At 70.2% G+C, this 22,084-nt stretch carries 19 protein-coding genes; 10 read left to right on the top strand and 9 right to left on the bottom strand.

The window, feature by feature from the left end:
• The first annotated feature begins 179 nt into the window (after window positions 1-179).
• The 4 genes from ACPL7H_RS12625 to dapB all read left to right on the top strand — a co-directional run bounded on the left by ACPL7H_RS12625 (window position 180) and on the right by dapB (window position 5,141).
• The gene (locus ACPL7H_RS12625) at window positions 180-2,417 is read left to right on the top strand and encodes a polyribonucleotide nucleotidyltransferase (protein ID WP_424797242.1); all 2,238 of its coding nucleotides are present in this window, start codon (window positions 180-182) and stop codon (window positions 2,415-2,417) included.
• Window positions 2,418-2,424: 7 nt separating this feature from the next.
• Window positions 2,425-3,801, top strand: coding sequence for a M16 family metallopeptidase (locus tag ACPL7H_RS12620; protein WP_424797241.1), 1,377 nt, complete (start codon window positions 2,425-2,427; stop codon window positions 3,799-3,801).
• On the top strand, window positions 3,798-4,325 hold the full coding sequence (locus tag ACPL7H_RS12615) for a GNAT family N-acetyltransferase (RefSeq protein ID WP_424797240.1): 528 nt from the start codon (window positions 3,798-3,800) through the stop codon (window positions 4,323-4,325). The genes ACPL7H_RS12620 and ACPL7H_RS12615 overlap by 4 nt, the downstream gene beginning before the upstream one ends.
• A gap of 63 nt (window positions 4,326-4,388) precedes the next feature.
• Window positions 4,389-5,141, top strand: coding sequence for a 4-hydroxy-tetrahydrodipicolinate reductase (gene dapB, locus ACPL7H_RS12610; RefSeq protein WP_424797239.1), 753 nt, complete (start codon window positions 4,389-4,391; stop codon window positions 5,139-5,141).
• 24 nt (window positions 5,142-5,165) lie between these two features.
• Here the strand turns inward: dapB and ACPL7H_RS12605 are convergent, their stop codons facing one another.
• From ACPL7H_RS12605 to ACPL7H_RS12575, 7 genes are read right to left on the bottom strand one after another with little or no spacing between them, the layout of a single operon-like run.
• Window positions 5,166-6,017, bottom strand: a complete 852-nt coding sequence (locus ACPL7H_RS12605) for an HpcH/HpaI aldolase/citrate lyase family protein (RefSeq protein ID WP_424797238.1) — start codon at window positions 6,015-6,017, stop codon at window positions 5,166-5,168.
• On the bottom strand, window positions 6,014-6,529 hold the full coding sequence (locus ACPL7H_RS12600; RefSeq protein WP_424797237.1) for a MaoC family dehydratase: 516 nt from the start codon (window positions 6,527-6,529) through the stop codon (window positions 6,014-6,016). Before ACPL7H_RS12600 ends, ACPL7H_RS12605 begins: the two co-directional genes overlap by 4 nt.
• Entirely contained in the window at window positions 6,522-8,501 is a 1,980-nt protein-coding gene (locus tag ACPL7H_RS12595; RefSeq protein ID WP_424797236.1) for an acetyl/propionyl/methylcrotonyl-CoA carboxylase subunit alpha, read from the bottom strand. Before ACPL7H_RS12595 ends, ACPL7H_RS12600 begins: the two co-directional genes overlap by 8 nt.
• A gap of 8 nt (window positions 8,502-8,509) precedes the next feature.
• On the bottom strand, window positions 8,510-10,108 hold the full coding sequence (locus ACPL7H_RS12590; protein WP_424797342.1) for a carboxyl transferase domain-containing protein: 1,599 nt from the start codon (window positions 10,106-10,108) through the stop codon (window positions 8,510-8,512).
• 2 nt (window positions 10,109-10,110) lie between these two features.
• Window positions 10,111-11,481 (bottom strand): dihydrolipoamide acetyltransferase family protein, encoded by a 1,371-nt coding sequence (locus ACPL7H_RS12585; protein WP_424797235.1) that lies wholly within the window; start codon window positions 11,479-11,481, stop codon window positions 10,111-10,113.
• Window positions 11,478-12,482 (bottom strand): alpha-ketoacid dehydrogenase subunit beta, encoded by a 1,005-nt coding sequence (locus ACPL7H_RS12580; RefSeq protein WP_424787988.1) that lies wholly within the window; start codon window positions 12,480-12,482, stop codon window positions 11,478-11,480. The genes ACPL7H_RS12585 and ACPL7H_RS12580 overlap by 4 nt, the downstream gene beginning before the upstream one ends.
• A complete protein-coding gene (locus tag ACPL7H_RS12575) occupies window positions 12,479-13,600 on the bottom strand; it encodes a thiamine pyrophosphate-dependent dehydrogenase E1 component subunit alpha (RefSeq protein ID WP_424797234.1) in 1,122 nt (373 codons plus the stop codon). Before ACPL7H_RS12575 ends, ACPL7H_RS12580 begins: the two co-directional genes overlap by 4 nt.
• Before the next feature lie 163 nt (window positions 13,601-13,763).
• Here ACPL7H_RS12575 and ACPL7H_RS12570 point away from each other — a divergent pair, with 163 nt between their 5' ends.
• On the top strand, window positions 13,764-14,234 hold the full coding sequence (locus ACPL7H_RS12570; RefSeq protein WP_424797233.1) for an Lrp/AsnC family transcriptional regulator: 471 nt from the start codon (window positions 13,764-13,766) through the stop codon (window positions 14,232-14,234).
• A gap of 33 nt (window positions 14,235-14,267) precedes the next feature.
• Here ACPL7H_RS12570 and ACPL7H_RS12565 read toward each other — a convergent pair whose 3' ends face one another.
• A complete protein-coding gene (locus ACPL7H_RS12565; RefSeq protein ID WP_424797232.1) occupies window positions 14,268-14,810 on the bottom strand; it encodes an N-acetyltransferase family protein in 543 nt (180 codons plus the stop codon).
• Between the two features lie 97 nt (window positions 14,811-14,907).
• Here ACPL7H_RS12565 and dapA point away from each other — a divergent pair, with 97 nt between their 5' ends.
• Window positions 14,908-15,831, top strand: coding sequence for a 4-hydroxy-tetrahydrodipicolinate synthase (gene dapA / locus ACPL7H_RS12560; RefSeq protein WP_424797231.1), 924 nt, complete (start codon window positions 14,908-14,910; stop codon window positions 15,829-15,831).
• Window positions 15,828-17,513, top strand: coding sequence for a ribonuclease J (locus ACPL7H_RS12555; protein WP_424787982.1), 1,686 nt, complete (start codon window positions 15,828-15,830; stop codon window positions 17,511-17,513). Before dapA ends, ACPL7H_RS12555 begins: the two co-directional genes overlap by 4 nt.
• A 10-nt stretch (window positions 17,514-17,523) precedes the next feature.
• Here the strand turns inward: ACPL7H_RS12555 and ACPL7H_RS12550 are convergent, their stop codons facing one another.
• Window positions 17,524-18,099: a TetR-like C-terminal domain-containing protein gene (locus ACPL7H_RS12550; RefSeq protein ID WP_424797230.1), complete on the bottom strand. Its 576-nt coding sequence runs from the start codon at window positions 18,097-18,099 to the stop codon at window positions 17,524-17,526.
• A 90-nt stretch (window positions 18,100-18,189) separates the two neighbouring features.
• On the opposite strand from ACPL7H_RS12550, the gene ACPL7H_RS12545 reads away from it, so the two are divergent.
• The 3 genes from ACPL7H_RS12545 (at window position 18,190) to pgsA (ending at window position 22,077) form a co-directional block, all read left to right on the top strand.
• Entirely contained in the window at window positions 18,190-18,600 is a 411-nt protein-coding gene (locus ACPL7H_RS12545) for a hypothetical protein (protein WP_424797229.1), read from the top strand.
• 284 nt (window positions 18,601-18,884) lie between these two features.
• Window positions 18,885-21,446 (top strand): DNA translocase FtsK 4TM domain-containing protein, encoded by a 2,562-nt coding sequence (locus ACPL7H_RS12540; RefSeq protein WP_424797228.1) that lies wholly within the window; start codon window positions 18,885-18,887, stop codon window positions 21,444-21,446.
• Window positions 21,447-21,474: 28 nt separating this feature from the next.
• On the top strand, window positions 21,475-22,077 hold the full coding sequence (gene pgsA / locus ACPL7H_RS12535) for a CDP-diacylglycerol--glycerol-3-phosphate 3-phosphatidyltransferase (protein WP_424791337.1): 603 nt from the start codon (window positions 21,475-21,477) through the stop codon (window positions 22,075-22,077).
• Window positions 22,078-22,084 lie beyond the last annotated feature (7 nt).

Genomic DNA, 22,084 nt, shown 5'->3' with positions numbered 1-22,084 from the left:
CCACACCAGGTCCGGACCGGTTGCCGTGTCACGGGCGCCGTAGAGGCGCAACAACTCAATACATCAGTCAAACCCCACCGGGCCCCAGATGGTCCTCGGTAGTGGCCTCCGGAGCGGCGCTCCGTGGGCCTCGATCGATGGCCGCCGGGAGCCCGGCGAACACCGAAGGAGGGCACCCCATGGAGGGACCCGAAATCCAATTCGAGCAAGCCGTCATCGATAACGGCTCGTTCGGCACCCGCACCATCCGGTTCGAGACCGGACGTCTGGCCAAGCAGGCCGGTGGCGCCATCACCGCCTACCTGGATGAGGACACCATGGTGCTGTCCACCACCACGGCCGGGCGCCACCCCAAGGACCACTTCGACTTCTTCCCCCTGACGGTGGACGTCGAGGAGCGCCAGTACGCCGCCGGGAAGATCCCCGGTTCTTTCTTCCGCCGGGAGGGCCGCCCCTCCACCGAGGCGATTCTTGCCTGCCGACTGATCGACCGGCCGCTGCGCCCGCTGTTCGTCAAGGGCCTGCGCAACGAGGTCCAGGTGGTCGAGACGGTCCTGGCCATCCACCCCGACGACACCTACGACGTGCTGGCGATCAACGCCGCCTCGCTGTCCACCCAGATCTCCGGTCTGCCGTTCTCCGGTCCGGTCGGCGCCGTGCGGATCGCGCTGATCGACGGTCAGTGGGTGGCCTTCCCGCGCTACTCCGAACTGGAGCGCGCGGTGTTCTCCATGGTTGTGGCCGGGCGGATCGTCACCGGAGCCGATGGCAACACGGACGTGGCCATCGCCATGATCGAGGCCGAGGCCACCGACAACGCCTGGACCCTGATCTCCGAGTCCGGTGCCACCGCTCCGACCGAGCAGGTCGTGACCGAGGGGCTGGAGGCGGCCAAGCCGTTCATCCGCCGGCTCGCCCAGGCCCAGCTCGACCTGGCCGGCCGGACGGCGAAGGAGACCCAGGAGTACCCGCTCTTCCCCGACTACGCCGACGACGCGTTCCAGGCCGTGCAGGCCCGGGCCGCCGGCCAGCTCGAGGAGGCACTGTCCATCGCGGGCAAGGCCGAGCGTGAGGACCGCATGGATGCCGTGCGGGATGAGACCGCGGCGGCCCTGCAGGGTGACTTCGAGGGCCGCGAGAAGGAACTGTCCGCGGCCTTCCGGGAGTTGACCAAACTGACGATCCGCCGCCGGATCCTGACCGACTCCTTCCGTATCGACGGACGTGGGCTGCAGGACATCCGCACCCTGTCCGCCGAGGTCGAGGTCCTGCCCCGGGTGCACGGCTCGGCGCTGTTCGAGCGCGGCGAGACCCAGATCCTGGGCGTGACCACGTTGAACATGCTCAAGATGGAGCAGCAACTGGACACCCTGTCTCCGCAGACCCGCAAGCGGTACATGCACAACTACAACTTCCCGCCCTACTCCACCGGTGAGACCGGCCGGGTGGGCAGCCCCAAGCGCCGGGAGGTCGGCCACGGTGCGCTCGCCGAGCGGGCCATCCTGCCGGTGCTGCCGGCACGGGAGGAGTTCCCCTACGCCATCCGGCAGGTCTCGGAGGCGCTGAGCTCCAACGGGTCGACCTCGATGGGGTCGGTGTGCGCCTCCACGCTGTCGCTGCTGAACGCCGGCGTGCCGCTGCGCGCCCCGGTGGCCGGTATCGCCATGGGGCTCGTCTCCGACACCGTGGACGGTGAGACCAAGTACGCCGCGCTGACCGACATCCTCGGCGCCGAGGACGCCTTCGGCGACATGGACTTCAAGGTCGCCGGCACCAAGGAGTTCATCACCGCCATCCAGATGGACACCAAGCTCGACGGCATTCCCGCCTCGGTGCTCTCCGGCGCCCTGAGCCAGGCCCGTGAGGCCCGGTTGCACATCCTGGACGTCATGGCCGAGGCCATCGACACACCGGACGAGATGGCAGCGACCGCTCCGCGGATCATCACCGTGACCGTGCCGGTGGACAAGATCGGTGAGGTCATCGGCCCCAAGGGCAAGATGATCAACCAGATCCAGGACGACACCGGCGCCGACATCTCCATCGAGGACGACGGCACCGTGTTCATCGGTGCGGTGGACGGCCCCTCCGCCGAAGCCGCACGGCAGGCGATCAACGCCATCGCGAACCCGCAGATGCCCGAGGTGGGCGAGCGGTTCATCGGCACGGTCGTCAAGATCACGTCCTTCGGTGCGTTCGTGTCCCTGACCCCCGGCAAGGACGGACTGCTGCACATCTCCCAGGTGCGACGCCTGGTGGGTGGCAAGCGGATCGACTCCGTGGAGGACGTCCTCGGCGTGGGCCAGAAGATCCAGGTCGAACTGGCCGAGATCGACCCGCGCGGGAAGCTCTCCCTGCACGCGGTGGTCGAGGACGAGGATGGCCAGGCCGACGAGGCGACGTCGGAGCAGGACTGAACCGAGCGTGGCTGATCTGGTCCTCGGCCCGGGCGGAACGCCCGGGACCGAGATCTCCCTGCAGGCCGAGTCCGGCGCCCTGGTGCGCCGCTCGGTCCTGCCGGGCGGAATCCGGGTCCTGACCGAGGCGGTCCCGGGGCAGCGTTCGGCGGCCCTGGGCGCCTGGGTCGCGGTGGGGTCGCGGGATGAGGAGACCGGACACCACGGGTCCACCCACTTCCTCGAGCACCTGTTGTTCAAGGGCACCCCGCGGCGCAGTGCGCTGGACATCGCGGCCGCCTTCGATGCCGTGGGCGGGGAGGCCAATGCCGCCACCGGCAAGGAGCACACCTGCTACTTCGCCCGGGTGCTGGATGCGGATCTGCCGATGGCCACCGACGTCATCCTGGACATGGTCACCTGCGCCGGGTTGTCGGAGACCGAGTTCGAGAACGAGCGGGGTGTGATCCTCGAAGAACTGGCGATGAACGAGGACGACCCACTCGATGTGGCGCACGAGACGTTCGCCGCCGCCGTCTTCGGTGCCCATCCGCTGGGACGGCCGATCGGGGGCACCCCGGAGACGATCCGGCAGCTCCCGCACCAGGCGGTGCTGGACCACTACGAGCGCACCTACATCCCGTCCGAACTGGTGATCACCGCGGCAGGTTCGGTGGATCACGAGCAGATCTGCGCCCAGGTGCTGAGTGCGGTGCAGGCCGGCGGCTGGCCCATCGACGCCGGGGCGGCACCGGCATCGCGCCGTTTCGCCGGGCAGACCGGTGAGGTCCCCACCGCCGGAACGGCCACCACGGTGCGGCGCAGCACCGAGCAGGCCAACGTCATCCTGGGCGGGGTGGGATTGCGAGCCGGTGATAACCGCCGGTTCACGCTCTCGGTGCTGAACGCGGTGCTGGGTGGCTCGATGAGTTCGCGGCTGTTCCAGGAGATCCGGGAGAAGCGCGGCTTGGCCTACTCCACGTACTCCTTCGCCACCGGTTACACCGAGACCGGTGCGTTCGGCCTGTACGCCGGATGCACCCCGGCCAAGGTCGCCGAGGTCAGCGCGCTGCTCGAGTCGGAGTGGGCCGTGCTCGCCACCGACGGAATCTCCCAGGAGGAACTGGACCGTGGGATCGGGCAGATCTGCGGTTCGATGGTGCTCGGCCTGGAGGACTCCGGGTCCCGGATGGCCCGCCTGGGCCGGGCGGAGATCAGCCTGGGGGAGTTGCACCTGATCGAGGACACCCTGGCGAAGGTCCGCGCGGTCACCGCAGAGCAGGTGCGCGAGCTGGCCACCGAGTTGTACGCACGACCGCGCCACCTGGTGGTCGTGGGTCCCTTCGCCGAGGACGTCGCCGGCCCCGCACTGGCCCGGGCCGCCGCCTCCCGACCGGCACGATGACCGGGGTCGCTCCCGAGGAGTTGGTCCTGCGACCTCCCGGGCCCCGGGACGAGGCGCAGGTGCGCCGCGCCGCGAGCGAGGTGGACTCCGAGCGCTTCACGTTCCTCTCCGGGGCGGACCGCCCGTGGGATGAGATCCTGCGAGCCCTCGACTCCGAGCGCAGGGGCGTGAACCTGGCACCGGGACGGGTGCGGGCGGACTATCTGCTCGCCGTCGTCGGCCCCGACGTCGTCGGGCGCACCTCGATCCGGTACGAACTGAACGACTTCCTGCTGCAGGTCGGCGGCCACGTCGGCTACGCCGTGCGCCCGGCGTTTCGCCGCCGCGGCTACGCCACCAGGATCCTGGAACTGTCCCTGGCGGAGCTGCGACGGGCGGGCGTGCAGCGGGCACTGGTCACCTGTGACGACGACAACGCGGCATCGGCCGCGATCATCACCCGGCGCGGGGGCGTCCTGGAGGACATGCGCCGGGAGAGCCCCGGCGTGGTGCCGAAGCGGCGGTACTGGATCGACCTGGGCTGAGTGTCGATCCCACGACCTGGCACGGCGGACGACGGCGGTGCGCGCCGCACTACGATGGTCACCATGGGCGAGGCAATCAGGGTGGCAGTGATCGGCGCGGCCGGGCGGATGGGCGCGACCGTGTGCGAGGCGGTCGAGGGCGCCGAGGGGTTGGACCTGGTACACCGCCTGGACGCCGGCGATGATCTCGGCCAGGTGGCACCGGAGTCCACCGATGTGGCCGTGGACTTCACCGTCCCGGACGTCACCGAGCAGAACGTGCACACCCTGATCGATCAGGGCGTGCACGTGGTGGTGGGCACCACCGGCTGGACCGAGGAGTCACTGGGCCGGGTGCGCGAGCACCTCAGTGAGCGACCTGGAGCCGGGGTGCTGATCGCCCCGAACTTCGCACTGTCAGCGGTCCTGGCGATGCGCTTCGCCGCCCGGGCCGCCCGGTACTTCGAATCGGCCGAGGTGATCGAGCTGCACCACCCCGACAAGGCTGATGCCCCCTCCGGCACCGCGGTGCATACCGCACGTGGCATCGCTGCTGCCCGCGCCGAGGCCGGCCGGGACCGGGCACCCGATGCCACCAGCTCAAGCCTGGACGGCGCACGTGGCGCCGTCGTGGACGGCGTGCACGTGCACGCCGTCCGGTTGCGGGGACTGGTGGCCCACGAGGAGATCCTGTTCGGCAATCCCGGCGAGCAGTTGAGCATCCGGACCGATTCTTATCACCGGTCCTCCTTCATGCCCGGGGTGCTGCTGGCGGTGCGCCAGGTGGCCGACCATCCGGGCCTGACCGTGGGACTGGACGCCTACCTCGACCTTTAGGGCAGGTAGCCCGCCGCCGGGGACTCACGAACGCTCACCCCGCGAGGCGAGCAGCCGGGCATGGCGCAGGATGGGTTCGTCGACCATGGCGCCCTCGAACCGGAAGACGCCGGTGCCGGCTTCCTCGGCGGCGGTCAGGAGGCGGTGCGCCCAGTCGAGTTCCTCGGCGGTGGGGGCGTAGGCAGAGCGGATGGCGCCCACCTGATCCGGGTGGATGCAGGCGGTGGCCGTGAAGCCGCTGGCAGCGGCATCGAGAGCGTCGGCGTACTGCGCGTCAGCATCGGCAATGTCGGTGTGAATCGCGTCGATCGCGCCGCGTCCGTGCGCCCGGGCCGCCAACAGCACGGTGGACCGGGCGTGCCGGGCCACGTCCCGGTAAGTGCCGGCCCGATGGCGTGAGGAGGTCCCACCGAGGGAGGCGATGAGGTCCTCCGCACCCCACATCAGCGCCACCACGCCGGTCTGAGCGGCCAGTTCCGGCGCCGCCAGGACCCCGCGGGCGGTCTCGCACAGGGCCACCACCGAGACAGCCGGAAGCGCAGCGACCACGGCCGCGACGTCGTCGGGGCTCTCGGCCTTGGGCAGCATCACGTAGCGCACCTCGGTCCCGGCCAGGGCACCCACGTCCGCCGCGAAGTCCTCGGTGCCGCAGGCGTTGATGCGCACCACGGTTCGCCTGACGTCGAAGTCGGCGGCCGCGACGGCGGCACGGGCCGCCGGTTTGGCCTCGGGGGCCACCGCGTCCTCCAGGTCGAGGATCACCGCATCGGCCCGCTGCGCGGCCTTGGCGAAGCGCTCGGGGCGGTCGCCGGGGCAGAACAGCAGGGCCGGTCCCAGCGCGAAGGGCTCGACGGCGCCGGGTGCCGCGGTGCTCACGGCTCCTCCTGGTACATCAACGCGTTGCGCACCGCCCGGGCCACGACATCGCCGTGTTGGTTGCGCCCGGTGTGGATGAAGGTCACGATCGCCTGACCCGGGCGGGATCTCGAGGCTCGGATCGCGCTCACCTCGGTCTCCGAGTACAGGGTGTCGCCGTGGAACAACGGGTGCGGGAAGGTCACCTCGGTGAAGCCGAGGTTGGCCACCAAGGTGCCCTGGGTGAGGTGGGAGACCGAGGCGCCGACGATCGTGGCCAGGGTGAACATCGAGTTCATCAGCCGCTGGCCGAATTCGGTACCCTCGCTGAATGCGGCGTCCAGGTGCAACGCCTGGGGGTTCATCGTCATCGTGGAGAACAACGTGTTGTCCGCCTCGGTCACGGTCCGCCCCGGGCGATGGGCGTAGACCGCCCCGATCTGCATCTCATCGGCGTACAAGCCGCGCTGGACGAACCGCCGTCCGCCCTGATCGTTCGAGCCGTCGCCCTCGGGCGGGTCGCCGTCAGTCATCGTCGCCTTCTTCCTGCGCCTGAACCTGTGCCAGTTGCTGCCCGCGGGTCACCGTCTGCCCGCGTCGCACATGAAGGTGCACCACGCCGTCCGTGGGGGCCCGCAGCACGTGCTCCATCTTCATCGCTTCCACCGCCAGCACCGGGGTACCGGCCTGCACCGGCGCGCCGTCCTGCACCAGGACCGCCACCACGGTGCCGGGCATCGGGGACTCCAGCGTGGGTACCGCCTCGGTGCTCCCGCTGCGGCGGGTGGGGGTGTGCATCTCGAACGCGCGGTCCCCGCCCGGTGTACTGATCCACACCACCCGGTCCCGGACGTGCCAGAGCAGCGGCCGCTGCCGGCCGTCCACCCGCACGGCTGCCTCGCGCAGACCGAGATCGAGTTCCGCCCCGTTCACCCGGGCGCGCGCATCGCGGGGCGTTCCGGTCAGGGCAACCCGCACGGGCTCGCTGGTGGAACCCGCAGAGGCGGCGAAGCGCACCACGAACGGCGCCTGCCCACCCAGTCGCCACCCCGACGGTGTGTGCCACAGATCCGGCTCACCCCGGGCGGTCGCTTCCTGGTGCAGGTGCTGCCACCGCACCAGCGCCGCCACCGCGTAATCGCTCGGGGTCGCCTCGGTCCGAGTGAGGTCGCCCAGGTGCCGTTCGATGAGCCCGGTGTCCATGTCACCGGCCACCACGTCCTCGTGCTCCAGCAGCGACCGCAGGAACGCGGTGTTGGTGACCACCCCGAGCACATGGGTGGCGCTGAGCGCCCGATCCAGGCGGGCCAGTGCATCCGGCCGGCTCGGGCCATGGGCGATCACCTTGGCCAGCATCGGGTCGTAGTCGCTGCCCACGTGCATACCGGCGGTCAGGGCGTGGTCCACCCGCACCCCGTTGCCCCGGGGCAGGGAAACCTGCAGTACGTGCCCCCCGGTCGGTAGGAACCCGGAGTCGGGATCCTCGGCGTAGATGCGGGCCTCGATGGCGTGCCCGTGGAGCACCAGGTCCTCCTGGGTGATGCCCACCGGCGCCCCGGCGGCGATGCGCACCTGTTCGGCGACCAGGTCGATTCCGGTGATGGCCTCGGTCACCGGGTGCTCCACCTGCAGCCGGGTGTTCATCTCCATGAAGAACGCCTCGTCGGGATCGGCCCCGGACACGATGAACTCCACCGTACCGGCGCCGACGTAGTCCACCGCGCGTGCGGTCTCGATCGCGGCCTGCCCCAGGTGCTCGCGCTGCGCCGGGGTGAGCAGCGGACTGGGCGCCTCCTCGACCACCTTCTGGTGGCGCCGCTGCAGCGAGCACTCCCGTTCACCCAGGTGCACCACGTTCCCGTGGGCATCGGCGAGCACCTGCACCTCGATGTGGCGCGGGGTGGTGATGAACCGTTCCAGGAACAGGGAGTCGTCACCGAAGGCCCCACCGGCCTCCCGGCGGGCGGTGGCCAGTGCGCCCGGGAGGTCCGCAGGATCGTCCACCCGGTGCATGCCCTTGCCGCCACCACCGGCAGCCGGCTTGATCAGCAGCGGGAACCCCACCTGCTGGGCGCCGGCGACCAGTGCCGCATCATCCAGGCCCGGCTCGGCCAGACCCGGCACGGTGGCCACCCCGCGGGCCGCCACGGCGGCGCGGGCGGCGATCTTGTTGCCCATCGTCTCGATCGCCGCCGCACCCGGCCCGATGAACACCAGCCCGGCCCGGGCGCAGGCGCGGGCGAAGCCGGCGTTCTCGGCCAGGAACCCGTACCCGGGGTGTATCGCCTGCGCACCGGCCCCACTGGCGGCCGCAACGAGCGCATCGGCGTCGAGGTAACTGGGCACCGGCACCGCCCGGGTGGCCGCCCGCACGTGCGGGGCGTCGTCGTCGGCCTCGGTGTAGACCGCCACCGACGTGATTCCCGTCTGGGTGAGGGTGCGCATGATCCGTACCGCGATCTCGCCGCGGTTGGCCACCAGCACCGCATCGAACAGCCTTGTCATCGTCCCGGTCACATCCGGAAGATGCCGAACCGGGGCGGCGGCAGCGGAGTCCGGCTGATCACGTCCAGGGCCAGGCCCAGCACGGTGCGGGTCTGGTCCGGTTCGATCACCCCGTCGTCCCAGAGTCGGGCGGTGGCGTAGTACGGATTGCCCTGCGCCTCGTACTGCTGCGTGATCGGAGCGGTGAACCGGGACTCCTCCGCAGCACTCCAGGTGCCGCCCGCACCCTCGATCTGGTCGCGTTTGACCGTGGCCAGGACCGCTGCGGCCTGCGCCCCGCCCATCACCGAGACGCGGGCGTTCGGCCACAACCAGAGGAACCGCGGATCATAGGCCCGCCCGCACATCGAGTACGTCCCGGCCCCGAACGATCCGCCGATCACCACGGTCAACTTCGGCACCCTCGTCGTGGCGACCGCGGTGACCATCTTGGCCCCGTCCTTGGCGATCCCGCCGCGTTCATACTCCGCGCCCACCATGAACCCGGCGATGTTCTGCAGGAACAGCAGCGGCATGCCGCGCTGGTCGCACAACTGGATGAAGTGGGCACCTTTGAGAGCGGACTCGCTGAACAGGATGCCGTTGTTGGCCACGATGCCCACCTGGTGGCCGTGGATCCGGGCGAACCCGGTCACCAACGTCGCGCCGTAGGTGGGCTTGAACTCGGCGAACGCACTGCCGTCCACCAGCCGGGCGATCACCTCGCGCACGTCATAGGCAGTGGTCAGGTCCGTCGGCACCACCGAACTGACCGAATCGGCCGGCACCACCGGATCCCGCACCGGTTCGACCGGCCGGACGGCCTCGGCAACCGGGAGCGTGGCCACGATGTCACGGACGATGTCCAGGGCGTGCTCGTCGTCGTCGGCCAGGTGGTCGGCCACCCCGGAGACCGAGGTGTGCATCTGCCCGCCGCCGAGCTCCTCGGCGCTGACCTCCTCCCCGGTGGCGGCCTTCACCAGCGGCGGACCCCCGAGGAAGATGGTGCCCTGCTCGCGGACGATCACGGTCTGGTCGCTCATCGCGGGCACGTAGGCCCCGCCGGCGGTGGAGGAGCCCAGCACCGCCGAGATCTGGGCGATCCCGGCCGCGCTCATCCGCGCCTGGTTGTAGAAGATGCGCCCGAAGTGCTCACGGTCGGGGAAGACCTCGTCCTGCATCGGCAGGAAGGCACCACCGGAGTCCACCAGGTACACGCACGGCAACTGGTTCTGCTCCGCGACGGCCTGGGCCCGCAGGTGCTTCTTGACCGTCATCGGGAAGTACGTGCCGCCCTTGACGGTGGCGTCGTTGGCCACGATCATCACGTGCCGCCCGGCCACCACGGCGATCCCGGTGACGATCCCGGCCGCCGGAGCCTCGTCGTCGTACATCCCGTGCGCGGCCAGCGGACTCAGTTCCAGGAACGGGGTGCCGGGATCGATGAGGTGGTCGATCCGCTCCCTCGGGAGCAGTTTCCCCCGATCGACGTGCCGTTGCCGGGCGCGCTCCGACCCACCCATAGCGGTGCGGGCGGTCACCTCGCGCAATTCGGTGACCAGTTGCTCCATCGCCCGCGCCCGGTCCGCGGCGACCTCGGGCGCCACCGCCGTGCTCAGTACCTCCACGCTCACCCCATCAGTGCGATCGCCGGATCCGACAATACCGCCGTGATGTCGGACAGGAAGGCCGAAGCCTCCGCGCCGTCGAGCACGCGGTGGTCGAAGGATACGGTGATCGTGACCACCTGGCGCAGTGCCACCTGTCCCTGGTGCTCCCAAGGGCGGGTGCGGATCGCGCCGACCGCCACGATCGCACTCTCCCCGGGGTTGAGGATCGGTACCCCGGAGTCGACGTCGAACACGCCCACATTGGTCACGGTCAGGGTCGAGGACGTGAGTTCGGCCAGCTCGGCCGACCCATCCCGCGCCCGGCTCGCCTGGGTGGCGATCTGCTCGGTCAGGGCCCGGGCGTCCAGGTCCTGGGCACCCTCCACGCCGGTCACCACCAGACCGCGGTCCGTGGACACCGCGATCCCGAGGTTGACGTGGCCGAACACCTCGATCCGGCCCGCGTCGGCATCGAAGTGGGAGTTCGCACTCGGTGTGGCGCGCACCGCCCGCAGGACCGCCCGGCACACCAGGGACAGGAACGACGGCGCCCGCTCGCCCCGGGCCTGTTCGCGCACCCGGCGGAGCAGGTCCAGGGTGGCGGTGACGTCGATCGTGGACTGCACGCTGGCGTGCGGTGCGGTGAAGGCCGAGTCCGTCATCGCCTGCGCGGTGTGCTTGCGCAGCCCGCTGACCGGGATGAACGTGGAGCCGGATGTCGCCGGGCCGGTGGGGGCGTCAGCCCGCCCGCCCGGTTCCGGGCCCTGGCCGGCGGCGCGCTGCACATCGGCGCGCAGCACGAGCCCGTCGGGTCCGGACCCGGTGACGGCGCGCAGGTCCACCCCGAGCCGGCGGGCCAGGGCGCGGACCGGGGGCATCGCCGGCGGGGTCGGCCCGGCCGGCTCCTCGCCGTCGTCGTCTCCGCCCCGGTACGGCGTGGTCTCGAACGTGCGACGGCGGCGCGTCGGGCGCGCATCACCGGCCACCTTGGGCCCGTACCCCACCAGGACCGACTGGCGCTCGATTGCGGGAGTCTGCTCAGCCGGCCCGCTGTCCGCCGCCCCGGCCGGTACTGCCCCGGCATCTTCTGCGTCGGCCTCGCCGTCCTCGGCCACCGGCGCGTCCGCGCCCGGGGGTGCCTCGTCGTCGGCACCGTTCACGTCGAACTCGACCAGCGGGGCCCCCACCGCCACGGTCTGCCCCGGTTCGGCGTGCAGGGTGGCGATCCGGCCGGCATAAGGGCTCGGTAACTCCACCACCGCCTTGGCGGTCTCCACCTCGGCGAGGATCTGGTTCAGTTCCACCTCGTCACCCTCGGCGACCAGCCAGGTGACGATCTCGGACTCGGTCAGACCTTCGCCCAGATCGGGCAGCCGGAAGGTGGACCTCATGCCGGCACCTCCTGACCGCTGCGGGAGTGTCTGCGCCCGAGGGTGCGGTCCACCGCGTCCAGGATGCGGTCGATCCCGGGCAGGAAGACCTCCTCCAGGGCCGCCGGCGGATACGGGGTGTCGTACCCGGTGACCCGCTCGGGGCGCGCCTCCAGGTGCTCGAAGCAGTCCTCCACGGCACAGGTGATCACCTCCGAGGCGACCGAGAAACTGCCCGCGGCCTCATGGGCCACCACCAGGCGGCCGGTGCGCCGCACGCTCGCCGCCACCGTGGTGCGGTCGATCGGGGAGATGGCGCGCAGGTCGATCACCTCCAGGCTGATGCCCTCGTCGCTCGCGGCGATCGCGGCGTCCAGGGCGGTGGCCACCATCGGACCGTAGGCCACCACGGTGGCGTCCCGCCCGGGCAGCACCACCTGGGCGGTCTCCAGGTCCGCCTCGGCTCCGGGGTCCACCTCCGCCTTGGTCCAGTACCGGGCCTTGGGCTCGAGGAACAGCACCGGATCGTCCGAGGCTATTGCCGCACGCAGGGTCTGGTAGGCCTCCTGCGGGCTGGCGGCGGTCACCACGCGCAGGCCCGCCGTATGCGCGAAGTAGGCCTCGGGGGACTCGGAGTGATGTTCCACGGCGCCGATGCCGCCGCCGTAGGGGATCCTGATCGTCAGGGGCATCCGGACCGTGCCGCGGGTGCGGTAGTGCAACTTGGCCACCTGCGCCACGATCTGGTCGAAGGCGGGGTAGACGAACCCGTCGAACTGGATCTCACACACCGGCCGCAGCCCTGCGTAGGCCATCCCCACCGCGGTCCCGATGATGCCGGACTCGGCCAGCGGGGAGTCGATCACCCGTTGCCGGCCGAAGTCGCGCTGCAGGCCGTCGGTTACCCGGAACACCCCGCCGAGGGCGCCGATGTCCTCACCGATCAGCACCACCGAGTCATCGGCCTCGAGCCGCTCACGCAGGGCCGCGTTCAGGGCGCCCGCCATCGTCATCGTGGTCATGAGCCCTCCGGTGCCAGCGAGGCCTCGAGGAGTTCGGCCTCGCGGCGCTGGCGGCGCAACGGGGCGTGCTCGCTGGCATAGACCTGCTCGAACAGGGTGTGCGCGGGCGGCGGGGTCATCGTGGTGATGGCCGCGCGCAGATCCTTGGCCACCGCGTCGGAGCGGATCCGGGCTTCGGCGCGGATGGACTCGATCGGGGCGCCGGTGCCCTCCAGGTGCGACTCCAGCCGGGCGATCGGGCAGCGCGCGGCCCAGTGCTCCAACTCCGCCTTGTCGCGGTAGCGGGTCGGGTCGTCGCTGGTGGTGTGCGGGCCCATCCGGTAGGTGACCGCCTCGATGAAGGTGGGACCGCCCCCGCTGCGGGCCCGGTCGGCGGCGATCCGGGTTGCGGCCCGCACCGCCAGCACGTCGTTGCCGTCCACCCGCAAGGAGGGGATGCCGAACCCGGTGGGCCGCAGAGCCAGAGGAACCCGGCTCTGCACCGCGACCGGCTCGGAGATGGCGTACTGGTTGTTCTGGCAGAAGAACACCACGGGGGCGTTGAACGCCGAGGCGAAGACCAGACCCTCGTTCAGGTCTCCCTGACTGGTGGCGCCGTCACCGAAGCAGGCGATGGCGATCTCGCTGCCGCCGGCGCCGGTGATCGCCATCGCGTATCCGGCGGCGTGCAGGGCCTGGGCGCCGATGATGATCTGCGGGGTGGTCATGTGGCGTTGCTGGGGGTCCCACCCGGAGAAGGTGGTGCCGCGCCAGACGCTGAGCATCTCCGCCGGCTCCACGCCGCGGCACCAGGCCAGCGCCTGCTCGCGGTAGGAGGAGAAGATGAAGTCGTCGTCGTTGATGGCCCGGGCCAGCCCGATCTGGGCGCCCTCCTGGCCCAGCAGCGGGGGCCACAGACCCAGTTCACCCTGACGCTGCAGCGCCACCGCCTCGGTGTCGATCCGGCGCACGATGGACATGTCGATGAACAGGTCGGTCAGGACCGTCTCATCGATATCGCCCAGGTGGGGGTCGAGCAGTTCATTCGCCGTGCGGGTGCCATCGGGTGCGAGCACCTGCAACGGTTCCTTCAAACCCTCCACGAGGGAGGAATCCGGTGGAGACATCGTTGTCGACATGGTGAGAACCTCCATGATCCCGGGCGCCTTGTGGGCACCCCAATGCGGCCAGGTCCAGCCTTGGTTCGACGGTACTCCTGCAGGGCAATAGGTGCAATCTGTAGCGGATCAATTGAGCATAATGTTAAATATGTAGCGCAGCCACGCGCTATGATTGGTCATTATGATCAGTGTTGATGACACCGACCGACGGATCCTGCTCGCGATGACCGCCAACCCCCGCGCCACCATCGTGGCGATCGCGGCGGAACTGGGCCTGAGCCGCAACACCGTGCAGGCGCGGGTGCAGGCCCTGGAGGCCAGCGCCGCGCTGCAGGGCTTCGACCGCCGGCTGCACGCGGCGTCCCTGGGTTATCCGCTCACGGTGTTCATGGCCACCGAAGTGGATCAGCCCCGGCTGGAGTACGTGGTGGAGCAGTTGCGAGATATTCCGGAGGTGGTCCAGGCGCACGGCCTGTCCGGGCGGGGAGACATCCTGGTGCGGTGCGTGTGCACCGACGCCGAGGACCTGTACCGGGTGAACAAACTGGTGCTGGCCTGCGACGGGGTGATCCGCACCGAGACGTGGCTGGCGATGGGTGAGTTGATCCCGTTCCGGCTCGCCCCCGTGCTGGAGCGCGACCTGCAGGACTGAGTGCGGGCAGGCGGCCCGTGTGCCCCGGTGGTCTCAGCCGTGCAGGTCGGCCGCCCAGGCATGCTCGCTCACCTGAGCCTGGCCCACCTGCAGCACCCGGCGCACCCCGATGGGGCCGAAGCCGGCGTCGGTGAGGAACGCCTCACGCACCTCATCGCCCTCGACCAGCCAGATCCGGGTCTTGGCGGCGCCGGTGCCCTTGAGGACGTCGGTGCAGGCCGCCAGCAGGCGGGAGCCGTGCCCCTGCCGCAGGTGATCGGTGTCCACGGCCAGTTCCACCACCTCACCGGTCGGGTCGCCGTCGATCCCTGGGGCCAGGGCCGCGAACCCCACCACGAGCGGTCCGGCGGTGGCCGTCAGCACCCGGTGCTTGGGCGAGGGCGGGTCGGTGATGGCGCTGCGCCATGCGGCGGCGAAGTCGGTGGCATCGAGCCCGGCCAGGACCTGTTCGGACAGATGGTCACGGTGCCGGGCCCGCCAGGAGTCGAGTTGGATGCGGCCGAGATGGTCGGCGTCCTCGGCGATTGCCGGCCGTACCGAGACGTCGGCGGTCGGACCGTGGGAGTGGGCAGTCATCACCGGACAGGCTACCTCCTCGCCGACCGGCTCAGTGGGTACGCGCCAACGCCGGTCAATTCACCTGAGCGCGACCCCGGCGCGGTACCGTCTAGGCATGGCTGAGAACATCCGCAGGGTGCCACCGCGCACGTTCGGTTCGGTGTCGGTGGCGATGGTCACCCCGATGCATCCCGATGGCAGCATCGACGTGCCGAGCGCCCGCGTCCTGGCGCGCCATCTGGTGACCTCCGGGTGCGACGCCCTGGTGGTCAACGGCACCACCGGAGAGTCGCCCACCACCCACCAGCCGGAGAAGGATGACCTGGTGGCCGCCGTCGTCGACGAGGTCGGGTCGGAGGTCATGGTCATCGCCGGCGCCGGATCCAACGACACCGCGCACGCCACCCGGATCGCCAAGGCGGCAGAGCGCAACGGCGCCCACGGCCTGCTGGTGGTCTCGCCCTACTACAACCGCCCCTCCCAGGAGGGTGTCTACCGGCACATCTGCACGATCGTGGACTCGGTCAACCTGCCCGCGATGCTGTACGACATCCCCGGCCGCACCGGAGTGGCGATCGGGGACGAGATCCTGGACCGGTTCGCCGAGCACCCCCGCATCCGCGCCGTGAAGGACGCCACCGGTGATGTCCCGGCGGGCTTCGACCGGATGCGCCGCACCGGTTTAGAGTACTACTCCGGCGACGACGCGCTGAACCTGGCCTGGCTGACCCATGGGGCCTCCGGCGTGGTCTCGGTGGTCGGTCACGTCGTCGCCGGTCAGTACGCCCGGATGGTGAAAGCGATCGACGACGGTGACCTGTTCACCGCCCGGGACCTCTCGGCGGACCTGGCCCCGGTGTGTGATGCGATCATGGGCACCGGGCAGGGCGCGGTGATGTCCAAGGCCGCACTGTACCTGCAGGGGCGCCTACCCAGCCTCGCGGTGCGCTCGCCCCTGGTCGCCGCCAACGAGGCAGAACTTGCTGATCTACGTACCGCCCTGCGCCTGCACGGGCTGGAAGAAGAGGACCGCTCATGAGTCATCCCCATCCCGATCTGGACCTGCCCGGGCCGCTGCCGAAGGGGGGCCTGCGGATCGTTCCGCTCGGCGGGCTGGGCGAGGTCGGCCGGAACATGGCAGTGCTGGAGTACGACGGCCGGCTGCTGATCATCGACTGCGGTGTGCTCTTCCCCGAGGACCACCAGCCCGGGGTGGACCTGATCCTGCCCGACTTCGACTACATCGCCGATCGGCTGGATGATGTCGAGGCGATCGTACTGACGCACGGCCACGAGGATCACATCGGGGCGGTGCCCTACTTGTTGCGGATGCGTCAGGACATCCCGCTGGTCGGGTCGAAACTGACGTTGGCGTTCCTGGAGGCCAAACTCACCGAGCACCGGATCAAGCCGGTCACCCGTGAAGTCGCCGAGGACCAGCACTTCCAGGCCGGAGTGTTCGACTGTGAGTTCGTCGCGGTGAACCACTCGATCCCCGACGCCCTGGCCGTAGCCGTGCACACCCCGGCCGGCACCGTCCTGCACACCGGTGACTTCAAGATGGACCAGTTGCCGCTGGACGGCCGCATCACCGACCTGCGTGCCTTCGCCCGGCTGGGGGAGCGGGGCGTGGACCTGTTCATGACCGACTCCACCAACGCCGAGGTGCCCGGGTTCACCGTCTCCGAGCGGGAGATCGGCCCGGTGCTCGACGGCGTCTTCGCGACCGCGGAGGGCCGGCTGGTGGTGGCGTCCTTCGCCTCGCACGTGCACCGCGTGCAGCAGGTGCTCGACGCCGCCCACGCCCACGGCCGCAGGGTCGCCCTGGTGGGCCGGTCGATGGTGCGGAACATGAAGATCGCTGAGAACCTGGGCTACCTCGAGGTACCATCCGGGGTGCTCATCGATCAGAAGAAGGTCGATAGCCTGCCCGATGACCAGGTGGTGCTGATGAGCACCGGCTCGCAGGGGGAGCCGATGGCGGTGCTGTCCCGGATCGCCAACCAGGACCACCGCGTCTCGGTGGGCCCGGGGGACACCGTGGTGCTGGCCTCCTCGATGATCCCGGGCAACGAGACCGCGGTGTTCCGGGTGATCAACGGCCTGATCCGGCTCGGCGCGAAGGTGGTGCACCAGGCCAATGCCCGGGTGCACGTCTCCGGTCACGCCTCGGCCGGGGAGTTGCTGTACTGCTACAACATCGTCCGGCCCAAGAACGTGATGCCGGTGCACGGCGAGATCCGCCACCTGGTGGCCAACGGGGCGCTCGCGGTGGCCACCGGGGTGGACCCCCAGCGGGTGGTCCTGGCCGAGGACGGGGTGGTGGTGGACCTGGTCGACGGCAAGGCCAGCATCGCCGGGGCGGTGCCGTGCGGGTACGTCTACGTGGACGGCTCCTCGGTGGGAGAGATCACCGACGCCGAGCTCAAGGACCGGCGCATCCTCGCCGAGGAGGGGTTCATCAGCATCTTCGCCGCGATCGACTCCTCCACCGGCAAGGTGGTGGCCGGGCCGCACCTGCAGGCCCGCGGCCTCGCCGAAGGGGATGAGCGGCTATCGGAGATCGTCCCGGAGATCACCGACGCCCTCACCGAGGCCGCTGCCAGCGGCAAGGTGGACACCCATCAACTCCAGCAGATCATCCGGCGGGTGGTGGGCCGGTGGGCCTCGCGCCGGTTGCGCCGTCGTCCGATGCTGATCCCGGTGGTCGTGGAAGCCTGATCGTGCCGCACTACCCGCGCAGCAGCGCCGGACCCACGGCGCGCAGGGTGGCGATGTAGCGGTCGGCCCGCTGCGCCGTCGTGCCCGGGAGCAGGCCGCCCAGTTCCAGGTCCACCAGGCCGTGCACGACCGACCACAACCGGTAGGTGTGCTCGGTGACGTCGGGCTCCGGACCGCCGACGAGCCGGCGGACCGCCTGACGCAGGGCATCGAAGGTGGCGTGCTCCTCGGGCTCGCTGGGCTTGGCCGTGCTCGTCGATCCGAACAGCACCCGGTAGAAGTGCGGGTCGTCCAGGGCGCTGTCGCGGTAGGCCACGCCGAGGGCGAGCAGGTCCGCACCTGGATCATGGGTGCGTTCCACCGCATCCAGGTGCGCGGCGAACCGGGCCAGTCCCTCGGCCGTGACCGCCTCGATGAGGTGATCGCGGCTACCGAACAACGCGTACACCGCCGCGGTGGTGGTCCCGGCCCCGGCGGCGACGGCGCGCAGGCTCAGCCCCTGGGTACCGCGATGGCTGATCGCTTCGGAACTGACGTCGAGGAGCCGACGGCGAAGGTCGTCGTCGTAACGGCGCGGGCGGGGCATGAGGGGAGTCTAAAGAGCTTGACGACCAGTTCCTAACAGCGTTAGATAACAGTGTTAGAGAATGGATGTCCAGCCCCTGAGAGGTGCCCCATGCTCGAATTGACCGAAGCCGCCACCCGCACCGCCGGGATCGCGGTGCTGGCGGCCACCACCGTCACCACCGGCGGCTACCTCCTGCTGCGCATCAATGCCGGCAAGGCCCCGGTCACCGACTTCCAGCGCCGGTCCTTCCGGGCCGGGCACGGCCACGCCGGGGTCTTCATCACCCTGGGACTGGTGTGCCTGGTTCTCACCGATGCCTCCGGCCTGAGCGGGGGCTGGGCCTGGCTGGCCCGTGCCGGGGTGCTGGTCGCGGCGATCCTGATGCCGGCGGGCTTCTTCTTCTCCGCGATGGGTCCGGACCGGCGCACGCCGAACCGGTGGAGTGTGCTGATCTACGCCGGTGCCTCCTTCCTGATCGCGGGTCTGCTGACGCTCGGCGTCGGTCTGATCGCCGTCTGAGCGCCGTCCCGCCGCGCCGGTCCCGGGGGATGGGCCCCTGGAGTGCGTGTCACACCGCAGGATTCTGCCGTTCCTCTGGTTCAGTGGACAGCGACGGGCGCGTATAAGCGATGCCCGAGGGCAGGAGGACAGCAGGCACCATGGCGACCCGGACGACTTCCCCCGGACGGTCAGCCCCACCAGGACGTAGGAAGAAGACAGCGACGGCCTCGCGTACCACCGCGACGAGGGACACCGCGTCCAAGGGTGAGGGTTCGGAACCCACGCGTTCCCTGCCGGTGCGGATGCTGCGTGGGATCTGGATGGGCACCGCCCACGTCGTCGGCGGTGCCGCCCGCTCGATCGGATCCAGCGCCAAGGGGCTGGATCCGGCTCATCGGCGTGACGGCCTGGCGTTCCTGCTGCTGGGCCTGGCGGTCATCATCGCGGTGCGGGTGTGGTTCGGCCTCTCCGGCGCGGCCGGGGACGTCATCCACGCCGCGGTCGCCGGCTCGGTGGGGGTGCTGGCCGCCGTCATCCCGCTGATCCTGCTGTTCATGGCGGTCCGGCTGATGCGCCATCCCGAACGCGGGGAGGTGAACGGCCGGATCACCGTGGGCCTGGGTGCCCTGACCATGGCGGTCAGCGGTCTGATCCACGTGGCGCGCGGACTACCGAGCCCCCCGGATTGGCCACAGATGTTCAGCGCCGGCGGACTGCTCGGCTACGTGGCGGCCTACCCGCTGTCGCTCGCCCTGAGCACCTACGTGAGCATTCCGCTGCTGGTACTGCTGGCGGTCTTCGGCCTGCTCGTGGTGACCGCCACCCCGGTGGCGGCCGTTCCGCGCCGGTTCGTGCAAGCCTGGCAGTGGCTCACCGGTGCGGATGTCACCGAGGATGAGGGCTCCCCGCACGGCGCGGACGGCGCCGGACCGGATGCACCCGCAGGCGGCGCCGACCGCCGTCGTGGCCGCAGGAAGGGCGGTGGATCGGCGCCCGACCCCGGCGCCTTCGCGGGCGATGAGGCATTCAGCCATCCCCATGACACCGATGAGGCCCGTGCTGGTGCCGCGTCCGTCTCCGGGGCCGGTGCTCCGGCCGGGAAGAAGAAGCCGGCCAAGGCCGCCGCGGCGAAGACGACCGCGTCGGCGGCCACCGAGGCCGGGGGCACCGAGGTCATCGAACCGCCTCCCACCCGGCCGCTACCACCGCGCGCTGAGCAGTTGATGCTCACGCCGGACCTGACCTACACCCTGCCCACCGACGACATGCTCGCCCGGGGCGCCCCGCACAAGACCCGCTCGGAGGCCAACGACCGGGTGGTGCAGGCGTTGACCGCGGTGCTCACCGACTTCGACGTGGACGCCGAGGTCACCGGGTTCACCCGCGGGCCCACGGTGACCCGGTACGAGGTGGAGCTGGGTTCGGGTGTGAAGGTGGAACGCGTCACCGCGCTGAGCAAGAACATCGCCTACGCGGTGGCCAGCGCCGATGTGCGCATCCTGTCCCCGATCCCGGGCAAGAAGGCCATCGGGATCGAGATCCCGAACACCGACCGCGAGACGGTCTCCCTCGGGGACGTGCTGCGCTCCGGACCGGCCCGCCGCAACGAGCACCCGATGGTGATGGGGGTGGGCAAGGACGTCGAGGGCGGCTACGTGGTGGCCAACCTGGCCAAGATGCCGCACATCCTGGTCGCCGGTGCCACCGGTGCGGGTAAGTCCTCCTTCGTGAACTCGATGATCACCTCGATCCTGATGCGCGCCACGCCCGAGGAGGTGCGCATGGTGCTGGTGGACCCCAAGCGGGTGGAGTTGACCATCTACGAGGGCATCCCGCACCTGATCACCCCGATCATCACCAACCCGAAGAAGGCTGCCGAGGCGCTGGACTGGGTGGTGCGGGAGATGGACACCCGCTACGACGACCTGGCCACCTTCGGCTACAAGCACATCGATGACTTCAACGCCGGAGTGCGCTCGGGCAAGGTCACCCCCCTGCCGGGCAGTGAGCGAAAACTCGCCCCGTACCCGTATCTGCTGGTGATCGTCGATGAGTTGGCCGACCTGATGATGGTGGCCCCGCGCGATGTTGAGGCCTCCATCCAGCGCATCACCCAACTGGCCCGGGCAGCCGGGATCCACCTGGTGCTGGCCACCCAGCGACCCAGTGTCGATGTGGTCACCGGACTCATCAAGGCCAACGTGCCCTCCCGGCTGGCGTTCGCCACCTCCTCGGTGACCGACTCCCGGGTGGTGCTGGACCAGCCTGGCGCGGAGAAACTGATCGGCCAGGGTGACGCCCTGTTCCTGCCGATGGGCGCTTCCAAGCCGATGCGGGTGCAGGGGGCCTGGGTCAGTGAGTCCGAGGTCCACGGCGTGGTCGATCACGTCAAGGGCCAGCTCAAGCCGACCTACCGCGAGGACGTGACGGTCGCGGCGGCCAAGAAGCAGATCGATGAGGACATCGGCGATGATCTCGACCTGCTGCTGCAGGCCGCCGAACTGGTGGTCTCCACCCAGTTCGGCTCCACCTCGATGCTGCAGCGCAAGCTCCGGGTGGGCTTCGCCAAGGCCGGCCGGTTGATGGACCTGTTGGAGTCCCGCGAGATCGTGGGGCCGTCGGAGGGTTCCAAGGCACGCGATGTGCTCGTGGATCCCGATGACCTGCCCTCCACCCTGGCGATGCTGCGCGGAGACGGGCCCGGCCCCGGGTCCGACGGTGATGTCCCATTCGACGCCGAGCCGCACCAGACGTCCCATGAGGACACGGGCGTGCCGGCCGCAGAGTACGCGCAGACCACCGACTACGACGACGAGGCCTCCGACGCCGACTCCACCGATGCCTGGGAACTCACCGGCCGCTGAGCCTGTGAATCTCCCTTACCCTGGGCGGGTGACGAGTGAACCGGTCAATCCTCATGCCGGCCAGGTCTGGAACCTGCCGAACATGCTCACGATGCTCCGCATCGTCATGGTCCCCTTCTTCATGGTGCTGCTGTGGCAGGACACCACCTGGTCGCGGGTCGGTGCGCTGGCGGTGTTCCTGCTCGCCGCGCTGACGGACAAGCTGGACGGCTCGATCGCGCGGGCGCGCAACTTGGTGACCAACTTCGGGAAGATCGCCGACCCGTTCGCGGACAAGATGCTCGTCGGTGGTGCGATCATCATGCTCTCGATGCTCGGTGACCTGCCCTGGTGGGCCACGATCACGATCATCGTCCGGGAGGCAGCGATCACCATCCTGCGATTCATCATGGTGCGCCGGTGGGTGATGGCAGCCTCCAAGGGCGGCAAGCTCAAGACGGTCATGCAGGTGATCTTCATCGCCCTGATGATCCTGCCCGCGGTCGGCCTCCTCGGCGCCACCCTCGGCGGTTGGATCGAGACCGCTGCGTTCGTCGTGATGCTGGCCGCGGTGCTGGTGACCGTGGTCACCGGGCTGGACTACGTCATCCGAGCCATCAAGGTGGCCCGGAGCGGTGCCACCGCGCAGTAGCGGGCCC

Source organism: Pseudactinotalea sp. Z1732 (genome assembly GCF_049724975.1).
Taxonomy (GTDB): Bacteria; Actinomycetota; Actinomycetes; order Actinomycetales; family Beutenbergiaceae; genus CALKWS01.
Note: the sequence above shows the minus strand (reverse complement) of the source record. Positions and strands in the feature narration are given on the sequence as shown.